This is a genomic window from Adhaeretor mobilis (genome assembly GCF_007741515.1).
Lineage (GTDB): Bacteria > Planctomycetota > Planctomycetia > Pirellulales > Lacipirellulaceae > Adhaeretor > Adhaeretor mobilis.
In genome coordinates this window covers 5,858,002-5,871,464 of sequence record NZ_CP036263.1, presented here as the reverse complement: position 1 = coordinate 5,871,464, position 13,463 = coordinate 5,858,002, and the positions used below count along the sequence as shown (strand labels likewise).

At 55.7% G+C, this 13,463-nt stretch carries 9 protein-coding genes and 1 tRNA gene; all 10 read left to right on the top strand.

What is annotated here, in order from left to right; translation table 11 throughout:
* The first annotated feature begins 48 nt into the window (after positions 1-48).
* The 10 genes from HG15A2_RS23225 (at position 49) to rpsL (ending at position 13,395) form a co-directional block, all read left to right on the top strand.
* Positions 49-121 (top strand) — tRNA-Trp (locus HG15A2_RS23225).
* Between the two features lie 105 nt (positions 122-226).
* Entirely contained in the window at positions 227-631 is a 405-nt protein-coding gene (secE, locus tag HG15A2_RS23220; protein WP_246117838.1) for a preprotein translocase subunit SecE, read from the top strand.
* Positions 632-718: 87 nt separating this feature from the next.
* Positions 719-1,549, top strand: a complete 831-nt coding sequence (gene nusG / locus HG15A2_RS23215) for a transcription termination/antitermination protein NusG (RefSeq protein ID WP_246117837.1) — start codon at positions 719-721, stop codon at positions 1,547-1,549.
* A 108-nt stretch (positions 1,550-1,657) separates the two neighbouring features.
* Positions 1,658-2,083, top strand: coding sequence for a 50S ribosomal protein L11 (gene rplK, locus HG15A2_RS23210; RefSeq protein WP_145063748.1), 426 nt, complete (start codon positions 1,658-1,660; stop codon positions 2,081-2,083).
* Positions 2,084-2,189: 106 nt separating this feature from the next.
* Complete coding sequence (gene rplA / locus HG15A2_RS23205; protein ID WP_145063746.1) at positions 2,190-2,867, top strand: 50S ribosomal protein L1; 678 nt, start codon at positions 2,190-2,192, stop codon at positions 2,865-2,867.
* A gap of 100 nt (positions 2,868-2,967) precedes the next feature.
* A complete protein-coding gene (gene rplJ / locus HG15A2_RS23200; RefSeq protein ID WP_145063744.1) occupies positions 2,968-3,486 on the top strand; it encodes a 50S ribosomal protein L10 in 519 nt (172 codons plus the stop codon).
* Between the two features lie 161 nt (positions 3,487-3,647).
* A complete protein-coding gene (rplL, locus tag HG15A2_RS23195) occupies positions 3,648-4,058 on the top strand; it encodes a 50S ribosomal protein L7/L12 (protein WP_145063742.1) in 411 nt (136 codons plus the stop codon).
* 343 nt (positions 4,059-4,401) lie between these two features.
* Positions 4,402-8,115 carry a DNA-directed RNA polymerase subunit beta gene (rpoB, locus tag HG15A2_RS23190; RefSeq protein ID WP_145063740.1) on the top strand — a complete coding sequence of 1,238 codons (3,714 nt, stop codon included), beginning with the start codon at positions 4,402-4,404 and terminating at the stop codon, positions 8,113-8,115.
* A gap of 154 nt (positions 8,116-8,269) precedes the next feature.
* Positions 8,270-12,754, top strand: a complete 4,485-nt coding sequence (gene rpoC / locus HG15A2_RS23185; protein ID WP_145063738.1) for a DNA-directed RNA polymerase subunit beta' — start codon at positions 8,270-8,272, stop codon at positions 12,752-12,754.
* A gap of 269 nt (positions 12,755-13,023) precedes the next feature.
* Complete coding sequence (rpsL, locus tag HG15A2_RS23180) at positions 13,024-13,395, top strand: 30S ribosomal protein S12 (protein ID WP_145063736.1); 372 nt, start codon at positions 13,024-13,026, stop codon at positions 13,393-13,395.
* Positions 13,396-13,463 lie beyond the last annotated feature (68 nt).

The following is a 13,463-nucleotide window of genomic DNA, read 5'->3' as shown; positions in this document are numbered from 1 at the left end:
GGAAGATTGTTTATTCCCCTTTCCGCTTTCAACTCTCCCCTTTTGCGAAGGGGCGTAGCTCAATTGGCAGAGCACTGGTTTCCAAAACCAGGGGTTGCGAGTTCGAGTCCCGCCGCCCCTGCTTTCGCTGATGGTCGCGTCTCGCAGTAGTGTGAGTCTCGTGTAGAGGTTTCGTCTGGTTTGGGTTGTGGGTTTTGGTTCGCAGTTAATTAAGGATACAAGCCCCGTGGCTGAACTTATCGCAGGAATGTTTAATACTTCGCGCTACAAGCGAAGTCAGGGCAAGGTTGCCCGCCAAGTCACGCTTTTTTCGCTAGCGGCGATTTTCGCTGCCGGTGCGTGGTTGATGAGCGAACGTAACAGCGGTGGCGACGCCACTTGGCAGTACTTGATTCCAGCAGTGATTGCCGCTGTCGGTTTTTGGGTTGCCTACCGCATTGTCAATTTGCCCAGCTTTGCCGATTTCCTGATTTCGGTCGAAGCAGAGATGAACAAAGTTTCCTGGCCGTCACGCGGCGAACTGTATCGAGCCTCGCTGGTCGTGATCATCGTGATCTTCCTGCTTGTGTCGATCCTGTTCGGTTACGACCTGATACTGGATTATTTGATGAAGACCTTCCTAGGTATTTAGTGCTGTTTGCACTTGGGTGACCTGGGCGATTTGTTGGTGTTTCTTCAGCAGTGGAAAATTTGAAGTGTTAGGAAAGTGGTGCCGTCGGTGAGTGAAGAACTCGAAAAACCTGTCGAGGAAGAGTCCGCTGAGGCCCCAGCCTCCACGGCAGTGGAAGACACCGCTCCCACGCCAGTGGAAGATGCTGCGTCAGAGGAAGCATCCACAGTCAGCGAAGTGGAGTCGTCAGCACCCGGAGATGAGGCTGAAGTTGATGAAATAGAGGCTGAGGAAGAACCCTCTGCTGAAGAAGCGGAAGAGGACGAAGCTGCCGAGGAGGAAGAGGAGGCAGGGGGTGAAGCCGAGGAAGAGGCCGTCGAGGAGGAAGAGGTGGACCCCGACGCGATCCGCATGGACTGGTACATCCTCAAAGTTCAAAGCAACCGCGAGAAGAGTATCTCCGAAGCCTTGCGTCGCAAGATTGCAATTGAAGGGCTCGAAGAGTTCTTCGGCGAAGTGGTAGTTCCCACCGAGAAGATCACGGAGTTCAAAGGCGGTAAGAAGAAAGTCGTTCAGCGAAAGCTCTACCCAGGCTACATCGTCGTGCACATGCACATTAACGACGACACCTGGTTTGCCGTTCGCGAGACTTCAGGCATTGGCGATTTCACAGGCTCCGGTGGCAAACCAACACCGATGTTGGCCAGCGAAGTCGCCCGTATTATCCATCCAGAGGAAGAAGAGACCGACGAAGCACCGAAGCTGGACATCAAGTTCAAGCTGGAAGAAGCCGTCAAGGTCAAGGAAGGCACTTTTGAGGGCTTCGAGGGCAACGTCAGCGAAATCGACGACCAAAGCGGCAAGGTGATTGTCATGATCAACATCTTCGGCCGCAGCACTCCTGTCGAACTAGAATACTGGCAAATCGAATCCACCTGAGTTCAATCAATTGGGCCGGTCGCGGCCTAACGGCCCTCTCGGTAACTGAGGCCAATCGAACAAGTTTTAAGCTTTCTAAGACAAGAAGCACACGATAAGAAACCTAAAATGGCAAAACAACTCACAGGCAGCGCAAAGTTCCAAATCCCCGGCGGACAGGCCACTCCTGCTCCTCCAGTGGGTACCGCGCTCGGTAAATTCGGCGTCAACCTGGGCCAATTCGTTCAAGCGTTCAACGATCGCACAAAGGAAGCCAACGGGATGATGATTCCCGTGGTGGTCAACGTGTACAACGATCGCTCGTTCGACTTCATCACCAAAAGCCCTCCGGCTGCTGTGCTGTTGAAGAAGACGGCGAACATTGCCAAAGGCTCGGGCGTTCCTAACAAAGATAAAGTTGCCAAGGTCACGCAGGCCCAGTTGGAAGAGATCGCTACGACAAAAATGGCTGATCTCAATGCCCGTGACGTCGAGCATGCCTCGCGAATGATCGCTGGCACGGCCCGCAGTATGGGCATCGAAGTTGAAGGTTGATTGAGTTTAGTTACAAGAGTTAGAGGTAAAACTCCCCCCCGCCATGGTCCCACACTGGGAATGGTCTTAGGGAGCACTCGAAAGCCGTTTTTAAGGAAACGCAAACATGCCAAAGCTAGCCAAGAGAATGAAGTCCTCCACTGCCAAGCAGCCTGAGGAAGCCCTAGACGTCCCCGCCGCTGTCGATGCTCTGCAGAAATACGACGGCACGAAGTTCGACCAGACGGTGGAAGTCGTCATGCGACTTGGCGTCGATCACACCCAGGCGGACCAAATCGTTCGCGGCTCGATCGTCCTGCCCAACGGTATCGGCAAGGAACTCCGCGTTGTGGTGTTCGCCAAAGGCCCGGCCGCTGACGCCGCTCGTGAAGCGGGCGCCGATGAAGTGGGTGACGAGGATCTCGCCAAGAAAATTATCGGCGGTTGGACGGACTTCGATGCCTGCATCGCTTCGCCTGACATGATGAAAGTCGTCGGCCCACTGGGTCGCGTGCTCGGCCCCCGCGGCCTGATGCCTTCTCCTCGTGCCGGCACTGTCACTCCTGACGTCGCCAAAACGGTCGAAGAGTATAAGGCCGGCAAAGTCGAATTTCGCAACGACAAGGGTGGCAATGTCCAAGCACCGGTCGGCAAGCTCAGCTTCGATGCGCCAAAATTGGCTGAGAACATTCAAGCCTTCATCGATCGCGTAGTTAGCATGAAGCCCAACACGATCAAAGGTGCTTACATCAAGAGTGCCCACATCAGTGCCACAATGAGCCCGAGTGTGAGACTTGCGGTTTAGTACAGAATGATTGCCTAGTCGGGCTCGGGAAGAGCCGACTCACACGGTAAAAAAATTCGGCCTAACAACCTAATACCTAATAACCTGATTTCCTGCTCCCATGAGTAAGTACCTCAAAAACCTGATTACTGACGAACTTAAGGCTAAGCTTGACGGCGTGGAAAACATGCTGGTCGTAGACTGCCTGGGCGTCGAAGCCAATGCGTGCGTAGAGCTGCGTCGTGAGCTACGTGCCAAAGACATCAGCATGCTGGTCGTGAAGAACAGCCTCGCCCGCCGCGCCACCGAGGGTACGGCTCTCGCGCCGGCCTTTGAAGGTATAGAAGGTTCAGCCGCCGTAGTTTGGGGAGCCGAAGACATTGTTTCGCTCGCCAAGGAAGTGGCACGGCTCGCCAAGGACGACGACCAGTTCAAGCCATTCGTCGCCAAGGGTGGCGTCATGGCCGGCGAGACAATGTCGCCTCAGGACGTGGTGGCAGTCAGCAAATGGCCAACCCGTACCGAGCAGCTCAGCCTGCTCGTCGGACAAATTCTCGGCCCAGGAGCTACGCTCTCCGGCCAGTTACTTGGTCCTGGCCGCACACTTGGCGGACAGATCAAACAGAAAAGCGAAGAGTAGAAAGAAACCATTTGCAATCTTCATTGAGACGCAAAGAAGATAGCACTAACTCACCAATCCAGATTCGATTCGTGGGTCTACATAATTCATTTTTATGTGGCCCTCACATGTAGGCCACAGGCCAAAGTAGAAAGGGCCCTTTATCCAAAGGGAATATTAAGATGAGCGATGATGCAGCAGTAGCCGAATTTTCCGCTTCCGCAAAAGAGCTAGGCGACAAGATCGTCGAGCTTACCTTGAAGGAAGCTAAAGAGCTGAGCGATTACCTCAAAGACGTGCACGGTATCGAGCCTGCCGCTGGTGGCGGTGGCGTCATGATGGCAGCCGGTGGCGATGGTGGTGGTGAAGCCGCCGCTGAGCAAACCGAATTCGATGTCGTCATGGAAAGCTTCGGCGATCAGAAGATCGGCGTCATTAAGGTAGTTCGTGCCCTCACTGGACTTGGTCTGAAAGAAGCCAAGGAAGTGGTTGAAAGTGCTCCCAGCAAGGTCAAGGAAGGCGTCTCGAAAGAAGATGCCGAAAAAGCCAAGGCCGACCTGGAAGGTGCTGGTGCGACCGTAGAGATCAAGTAGTCTTCGGTGGTAATCGTTTTGCCCGAGCGGCCGCCATGTGTGTGGCCGTTCAACAGAAACAATTTTCCCCGAGAGACTCACTTGACTATGGCCCCAACCTTGGCCCTCAGGCTCATCGATTCCTACTGCTTCCCCTTAGCAGAAGGTCCGTGTACGGACGGCCCGTTTAGAGATGTCGCAATGTTGGGCGACCCGTCGCGGGTCGCCCGACCTGCGGTCCAGCGCGCTCACCACTAAACAACGTTGGACCGTCTCGCGTCTCCTGGCTCTTCGAGCCAATCGCGCGACAGTCGCTTCCCACCCAGATTAGCTCCCCACCCCAGATTTCGGAGTATTCGGCTCTATGGCAGTCACAGCCCAAAGACGCTTAGCAACCGACAAGATTCGCCGTTTCGGTAGCGGAAGAGAACCTTTCGCGATCCCTGATCTCACCGAGATCCAAACCGCAAGCTACGAACGCTTTCTTCAGTACAACAACGGTTCGACAGCCAAGCGTAAAGTCGACGGCCTGGAATCCGTGCTGCAAGAGATCTTCCCGATCGAAAGCTACGACAAGTCCATTCAATTGGAGTACGTGCGCTACGAGCTCGGCAAGCCTCGCTACAATACTGACGAGTGTCGTCAGCTGCGCCTGACCTACGGTCGTCCGTTCCGCATTTGGTTACGCCTGGTCAAGGACGAGCCTATTGAGGAGGAAGTCTATCTTGGTGACTTGCCGATCATGCTCGGCGGTGGCGAATTCATCATCAACGGTGCCGAGCGCGTCGTCGTAAGCCAATTGCACCGCAGCCCCGGTATCGATTTCGTTTCGGAAGTCGATGCGGGCGATCGCCGGCTGCATAGCTGCCGCGTGATTCCTGAGCGTGGTAGCTGGATCGAGTTGAACACCACCAAGAAAGATTCGATCACGGTCCGCATCGATCAAAGCGGTAAGTTCTCCGCGATTACGCTGCTGCGTGCCATGTCTCCTAAGATGGGCATGGATTCAGAAATCCTCAAGACGTTTTACGAGGCCAAGAAAGAGAAGGTGGTCGACGGCCGCAGTGTTTCGAAAATCGAGAACAAGATTGCCGTTGAGGATATCGTCTATCCGGTGGGTAGCGAACGCGCCGGCGAGATTATCATCGAATCGGGCCAGCGCATCACGAAGAACACAGCAGAGATTATCTGTACTTCGGATCTGAAGTCGGTCGAAATCATGGACCCGCCACCGACACCGCATCTGCTCAACGCAATGGCGGACGACAACACGAGTAGCCATGAGGAAGCGCTACTGCGGATTTACCAGCGATTGCGTCCGGGCAACCCACCTCAACTAGAGAAGGCTCGCACGCTATTCAACGAGAAGTTCTTCGACTCAAACCGTTATCGCTTGGGTCAGGTCGGTCGCTTCCGTATCAATCGTAAGCTGGGTCTCGAAGTTTCCGAAAGCGAAATGGTACTTCGCGAAGAGGACATCATCGCGTCGCTTAACTACCTGCTCAAGCTGGTAGCCAGTGATCCGGAAGCTTACGTCGATGATATTGATCACTTGGGCAATCGCCGTTTGCGTACGATTGACGAACTCGCTTGCGACGAAATTCGCAAGGGCTTCTTGAAGCTCCGCCGCACGGTGCAAGAGCGCATGAGCCTCAAGGACGCGGAGGACATGACTCCCCGCAGTCTGATTAATCCGAAGAGCATTTCCGCGGCCATCGAATACTTCTTCGGTCGTGGCGAACTGTCGCAGGTGGTGGATCAAACCAATCCACTCTCGATGCTCACGCACGAACGCCGCCTCTCAGCCTTGGGCCCTGGTGGTTTGAATCGTAAGCGTGCCGGCTTCGAAGTCCGCGATGTTCACATTTCCCACTACGGCCGCATCTGCCCGATCGAAACGCCGGAAGGCACGAACATCGGTCTGATCTCTAGTCTCGCGATGTACGCCACAGTCGACGACTATGGTTTTCTCGTGACGCCTTACCGCGTGGTGAAGAACACCAAGCTTACCGACGAAATTGTCTGGCTGCGGGCCGATCAAGAGTCCGACGCCTACGTCGCCTCGGCTGACGTGCCCGTGAAGGACGGTAAGATCGATGGCGACACGATGGTCGCTCGTTACCGCAGTGACTTTGTGCTCGTCCCGACCGACAAGATTCAATACACCGATGTGGCCCCGAGTCAGATGATCGGCGTGTCAGCCGGTTTGATTCCGTTCCTCGAGCACGACGATGCCAACCGCGCGTTGATGGGTTCCAACATGCAGCGGCAAGCCGTGCCGTTGCTGGTAGCCGAACCACCGGTGGTCGGTACAGGTTTGGAATCGGATGTCGCCATGCACTCCGGCATGATTGTGCGTGCCGGGCACAAGGGTACGGTCACTTACGTCGATGCAGACCGTATCGAAATCGGCCCCGAGGTGCATCACCTGCGTAAGTTCGTCGGTCTGAACGAGCGCACCTGCCAAAACCAAAGGCCGATCGTCAAGCCGGGCGACAAGGTCGAAAAGGGCGATATCCTGGCCGACGGTGCTGCCACATTCCAGGGCGACTTGGCCCTGGGGCGCAATGTACTCGTCGCCTTCATGAGTTACATGGGCTACAACTTCGAGGATGCCATCATCATCTCCGAAGAGTTAGTTCACAACGACACGTACACATCGATTCACATCGAAGAGTGCGACGTCGAAATTCGCGAAACTAAACTCGGCCGCGAAGAGTTCACTCGCGATATTCCTAATGTCAGCGAGAAGGCGCTCCGCAATCTCGACGAGAGCGGCATCGTGCAGATCGGCACCTATGTCGAGCCTGGCGACATTCTCGTCGGTAAGGTTTCGCCTAAGAGCAAGACCGAGCTCACCCCTGAAGAGAAACTGCTGCATGCCATTTTCGGTCGTGCTGGCGAGGACGTGAAGAACGACTCCCTCGAAGTCACTTCGGGCGTCGAAGGCATCGTCATTGACACGCAGAAATTCTCTCGCCGCATGAGTCTGAGCGAAGACGAACGTAAGGCGTTCGAGAAGGCGCTCAAAGACGCAGAGAAGGAAAGTAACGAAGCGATCGCTGCTGCGTTTACCGATATGGTCACGCAGCTCGAAAGTGTGCTTTCTAAGAAACTCACTGACGAAGACGGCAACGAGATCGTCCACAACCAGGAGCCCCAGTTTGTAGCCGATCAAGCGGTTGCGTTCAAATTGGACAATCTCGACATCCGCAGCGAGGCCCGCCAGAAAGAAGTGCAGTCGATCTACCGCCAAGCGTGGCCTGCCGTCGAGGAAGCCATCGACACGCGAGATCGTCGCCTTAACTCCATGAAACGCGGCGACGAACTACGCAGCGGCGTGTTGCAAATGGTTAAGGTTTACATCGCCACTAAGCGGGTCATTTCCGTGGGTGATAAAATGGCCGGGCGTCACGGTAACAAGGGTGTGATCTCGAAGATCCTTCCCATCGAAGACATGCCGTTCCTTGAAGATGGCACGCCGATTCAGATCATGCTCAACCCGTTGGGCGTGCCGAGTCGTATGAACGTGGGTCAGATTCTCGAAACGCATCTCGGCTGGGCCGGTGCGAAGCTTGGCTTCCGCGCGATCACTCCGGTGTTCGACGGTGCCGAGGAATCGCAGATCAACGACGCCCTCGCCGAAGCGGGACTCCCTGCCCACGGCAAGGCTCGCCTGTTGGATGGCCGTACGGGTGAACCGTTCGAGCAAGAGACGACAGTCGGTTACATCTACATGCTCAAGTTGCATCACCTGGTGGACGACAAGGTCCACGCACGTAGCACAGGTCCCTACTCGTTGATCACGCAGCAACCACTCGGCGGTAAGGCCCGCTTCGGTGGCCAACGCTTCGGCGAGATGGAAGTTTGGGCACTCGAAGCTTACGGTGCCGCGTACATCTTGCAGGAGTTGCTCACCGTCAAGAGTGACGATGTCGAGGGACGTACCAAGATTTACGAGTCCATGGTCAAAGGCGAGAACACGTTGCAAGCCGGCACCCCGGCGAGCTTCGATGTTCTCACCAACGAAATCCGCGGCCTAGGACTGAACATGCAGTTAGAGAAGCGAACCCTCTAGGCAACAAATTAACCACGGAGACACGGAGATCACAGAGTTCGATAGAGAGCGATGCAAACCAAATTGCTCTCCGTGTCCTCCGTGTCTCCGTGGTTCAGAAATAACATATCGGCGACGTCGCCCCCGCTAGACGAAGTCAGGAGAAGTACCAAATATGAGCATTCTAGAAGGCGCAAACTACGACCGCGTGAACGACTACGGTTCGGTCAAGATCAGCCTAGCACGACCGCACGATATTCGTAGCTGGTCGTTCGGCGAAGTGAAAAAGCCGGAGACGATCAACTACCGTACCTACCGCCCTGAAAAGGACGGTCTGTTCTGCGAGCGTATCTTCGGCCCTGAGAAGGACTGGGAATGTGCGTGCGGCAAGTACCGCGGCATGAAGTATAAGGGCATGATTTGCGATCGTTGCGGCGTGAAAGTCACGCACTCTCGCGTGCGCCGCAAACGCATGGGCCATATCGAATTGGCCGCGCCGATCGTGCACATTTGGTTTTTCAAAGCCATGCCAAGCCGTCTAGGCTCGCTATTGGCCATGAAGACCACCTCGCTTGAGAAGGTCATCTACTTCCAAGACTACGTCGTATGCGACGCCGGCGGCACGCCTTTGGAAGTCGGCCAACTGCTCACCGAAGAAGAGTTCCGCGCTGCTCGTGAAGAGTACGGCGAAGGCTCCTTCGACGCCGACATGGGCGCCGAGGCGATCCGCAAGCTGCTCGGTGGGCTCGATCTTGTGAGCCTGAGCGAACAGCTTCGTGTGGAGCTTAAGGAAACCGGATCGAAGCAAAAGGCAAAGGACTATATCGGCCGCCTGAAAACCGTTGAGTCCATTCGCGATTCGGATAACAAGCCAGAGTGGATGGTCCTCGACGTGATCCCTGTGATCCCGCCCGATCTGCGTCCACTGGTGCTGCTCGATTCCGGCAACTTCGCCACGAGTGACTTAAACGACCTTTATCGTCGTATCATTAACCGCAACAACCGCCTGAAGAAACTCGTCGATCTAAACGCCCCTGAGGTGATCATTCGCAACGAGAAACGCATGTTGCAACAGTCGGTTGATGCTCTGTTCGACAACAACCGTTGCAAGCGTCCTGTGCTGGGTTCCTCCAACCGTCCACTGAAGTCTTTGACCGACATGATCAAAGGTAAGCAGGGGCGCTTCCGCGAAAACCTGCTTGGCAAGCGTGTCGATTACTCGGCTCGATCCGTGATCGTGGTAGGCCCACGCCTCAAGCTGCATCAATGTGGCCTGCCCAAGAAGATTGCCCTCGAACTGTACCAACCGTTCATCATCCGCCGTCTCAAAGAACTCGGCCACGCGGACACGATCAAGTCCGCAAAGAAGATGCTTGAGCGCAAGGACGAAGAGGTTTGGGATATCCTCGAAGAGGTTATTACCAACCATCCTGTGCTGCTCAATCGCGCACCCACATTGCACCGCATGGGTATCCAAGCTTTCGAGCCCACACTGGTTGAAGGCAACGCGATCAACTTGCATCCGCTCGTGTGCAAAGGCTTCAATGCCGACTTCGATGGCGATCAAATGGCCGTCCACTTGCCACTGTCGATCGAAGCTCAGGTCGAAGCGCACACGCTCATGATGAGCACGCACAACATCTTCAGTCCGTCCAACGGTGCGCCGATTATTAGCCCGTCGCAAGACGTTGTGATGGGTAGCTACTACCTCACCATGAACGTCCCCGACAATGTCGGCGACGGCATGGTTTTCAGTTCCATGGAAGAAGTCGAAACGGCGCGTGGCTCTGGCAAAGTTAGCACTCACACAAAAATCCAACTTCGCCTGCCGAAAAATCGTTGCTTACGTGACGACATGGAAGGTGGCAAGGCAGCCGAGGCAGCCTATGGCAAGCGCATCGAAACCACGGTGGGACGCGTCATGTTCAACGCGATCTTGCCTGAAGGTATGCCGTTCTATAACGTGTCGCTGCGTTCCAGCGAACTCGCGAAGGTGATTTCCGACTGCTACGAGTTCCTCGGTCGTCGTCAAACGATCGAACTACTCGACGACATGAATCAGCTCGGCTTCCGCCAGAGTACGCTCAGCGGTTTGTCCTTCGGCACCGACGACCTGATCACGCCTGACACCAAGGGCAAGATCATTGGCGAGGCCGAGAAGCAGGTCATGAAGTTCAACAAGCTGTTCCAACGCGGTGTTATTACAGAGCTGGAACGTTACAACTCGGTACTCGATGCTTGGACGCATGCCCGCGAGCAAATTACCGCGGAAATGATGACCGGCCTAGAGAACGATTACCGCAGCGGTGGCTACGTGAACCCGATTTACTTGATGGCTCACTCTGGTGCTCGTGGTGGTGTCGAACAGATGCGACAACTAGGCGGTATGCGTGGCCTCATGGCCAAGCCATCCGGCAAGATTATCGAGACGCCCATCAAGGCGAACTTCCGCGAAGGACTCACGGTACTGGAATACTTCAGTTCCACGCATGGTGCCCGCAAAGGATTGGCCGATACCGCGCTCAAGACGGCCGATAGTGGTTATCTCACGCGTAAACTGGCCGACGTGGCGCAGAATGTCGTCATCACGATGGACGATTGCACCACGACCAAGGGCATCACCAAGGGCATCATCTACCGTGGCGAAAAGGTCGAGGTAAGTCTCGCCGACTCGATCCGCGGTCGTGTGAGTCGTTCCAACATCGTGAACCCGATTACTGACGAAGTGATCGTCTCCGAGAACGGCATGATCACTGGCGAGATCGCTCGCAAGATCGAAGAGCTCGGCCTGGAGAAAATCCAAGTTCGCAGCCCGATGACTTGCGATGCTCAGCTCGGTATTTGCCGTTGCTGTTACGGCATGGATATGTCTACGGGTTCGATGGTCGAAGAAGGCATGGCCGTGGGAATCATCGGTGCTCAAAGCATCGGCGAGCCTGGTACGCAGCTCACCATGCGTACGTTCCACATCGGTGGTACTGGCCAGCACAACGTGGAAGATTCGGACATCAAGGCCAAGCTCGGCGGTATCGTCAAGACAGCTCGCTTGAAGGTCGTGACCAACGCAGCCGGCAAGCAAGTCGTGCTTTCGCGTAACGGCGAGATCGCGCTGGTCGATGATAAAGGCCGCGAGGTTGAGAAGTATGAAGTACCAACCGGTGCCATTCTGCAAGCCGGCGAGAACGACGTCATCAAGCCGGGCGGAACCGTATGTGAATGGGATCCGCACAGCATCCCGATTCTCGCCGAGACGGGCGGTATTATTCGCTTCGAGGATATGGTCGAAGGCGAGACCATGCGTGGCGAGAAAGACCCTTCCGGCAAGCTACGCTTCGTTATCATGGAGCACAAAGGCGATTTGCATCCGCAGATTATCGTTGAGGACCCAGCAGACGGGAAAATCCTCGACTTCTACTACATGCCTGAGCGTGCTCACGTCGAAGTCGACGAAGGCGAAACCATCACCCCAGGCTCGCTACTCGCTAAGACACCGCGTGAAGCTTCCGGAACTCAGGACATCACCGGTGGTCTGCCACGTGTCACCGAAATCTTCGAAGCTCGCAAGCCGAAAGACCCTGCGGTCATCGCAGAAATCGACGGCGTGGTTGAGCTACTGAGCGAGAAGAAACGCGGCAAGCGTTCGATTATCGTTCGCAGCGAGACCGGCGTAGAGCGAGAGCACTTAGTCTCTCACTCCAAGCATCTTCGCGTCCATGCTGGCGACACCATTCGCGCTGGCGAAGCGTTGGTCGATGGGCCGTTGGTGCCGCATGACATTCTTCGCATCTCTGGCGAAGAGGCAGTGCAGCAGTACCTGACTCGCGAGATTCAAAACGTCTATCGTAGTCAGCGTGTGGAGATCAACGACAAGCACATCGAGATCATCGTGTCGCAAATGCTTGGCAAAATCATGATCGAATCGCCTGGCGATACCGACTTGCTGCCTGGTGCCGTCATGGATAAGCAAGCCTTCCGCGCCGCCAACGAAGATCTGGCCAACTGCTTGAAGATCAGTGCCAAAGGAGATAGCGACTTCGCCGAAGGCACGGTTGTTCCCAAGGACGCTATCGAACAGGCGAACGCCCAGATCGAAGCCCTGGGGGGCGACATCTGCAAAGGTAAGAAACCGTCGATGGCAACCGGCAGCACGCAGCTGTTGGGTATCACCAAGGCATCAGTCCAGTCGAGCAGCTTTATCTCCGCGGCCAGTTTCCAAGAAACGACCAAGGTGCTTACTGAAGCCGCCCTCGCAGGTAAGACAGACAATCTGGTTGGCCTTAAGGAAAACGTGATCCTCGGTCACTTGATCCCCGCGGGCACCGGCTTCCACACGGTTCAGGAATCGGAAGTTCGCATCCAACCTGCCGCCTTGGAAGCCTTGGCGGCCGAGAAGGAACGCGTCCTCGAACGCTCCTTCCCGCTGTTGGACAGCGCCCTGCAAGAGAGCAGCAATGGCGAGAGTGCCCCGAGCCAGGCACTACCCGAGAAGGCTCCCAGCCTCGATGCGTTGCTGGGCGAAGAAGCAGCACCAGCACCATCGTCGGCCCCATCCCCAACACCAACCCCAACTCCAGCACCAACGTCGGAAACTTCGCCGCCACCGGCAGAGTCCCCCGCCGAGCCGCCTGCAACACCTGAGGGCGAGCAACCCCAAGAATAGGGCGGACAGAGTAGGGCGGACACTGCCCCCAAGCGGAACTTGAGCCGAGAGCTTTCGTTCCCCCTGGGGGGTTATAGCAGACAGGACCTCTGGCTCAGGGCGATGCCCCTGTGCCGCAGTCCAATTGCCTGTTGACGTTCCCCTCAGATGCGGTAAATTAGTTGATTCGTCCCTACCCACTGCAGTGACTTGTGGAGGGGCGATTTAAAGCAAAACAGTAAGCAACTTAGCAAAACATTCCCAGACAGCCGATCCTTACAGCGCACGTTATGCCAACAATCAATCAACTCGTCCGCAAGAACCGCAAGAAGAAGCGGAAGTTCAGCAAAGCGCCAGTCCTTGAGCGCTGCCCTCAAAAGCGGGGTGTTTGCCTGCAAGTGCGGACGATGACCCCCAAGAAGCCGAACTCCGCGCTTCGCAAGATCACGCGTGTGCGATTGTCTAACGGTAAGGAAGTCACCGTTTATATCCCCGGCGAAGGTCATACGCTGCAAGAGCATAGCATCGTTCTTGTACGCGGTGGTCGTGTTCGCGATCTTCCCGGTGTTCGTTACCAAGTCGTCCGTGGTGCCCTCGATACCCTGGGCGTCAGTGGTCGTAAGCAATCCCGCAGCCGTTATGGCGCGAAGAAGGGTCAGTAAAGGCTCTTGGCTGATAGCCATTAGCTATTGCCCGAAGCAGAAATCTAAGCAATTCAAAATATACACTT

Coding starts and splice junctions, on each gene's coding strand:
- rpoB (WP_145063740.1), top strand. CDS start 4,402: ATGGCAGTCACAGCCCAAAGACGCTTAGCAACCGACAAGATTCGCCGT.
- rpsL (WP_145063736.1), top strand. CDS start 13,024: ATGCCAACAATCAATCAACTCGTCCGCAAGAACCGCAAGAAGAAGCGG.
- rplK (WP_145063748.1), top strand. CDS start 1,658: ATGGCAAAACAACTCACAGGCAGCGCAAAGTTCCAAATCCCCGGCGGA.
- rplA (WP_145063746.1), top strand. CDS start 2,190: ATGCCAAAGCTAGCCAAGAGAATGAAGTCCTCCACTGCCAAGCAGCCT.
- rplJ (WP_145063744.1), top strand. CDS start 2,968: ATGAGTAAGTACCTCAAAAACCTGATTACTGACGAACTTAAGGCTAAG.
- rpoC (WP_145063738.1), top strand. CDS start 8,270: ATGAGCATTCTAGAAGGCGCAAACTACGACCGCGTGAACGACTACGGT.
- rplL (WP_145063742.1), top strand. CDS start 3,648: ATGAGCGATGATGCAGCAGTAGCCGAATTTTCCGCTTCCGCAAAAGAG.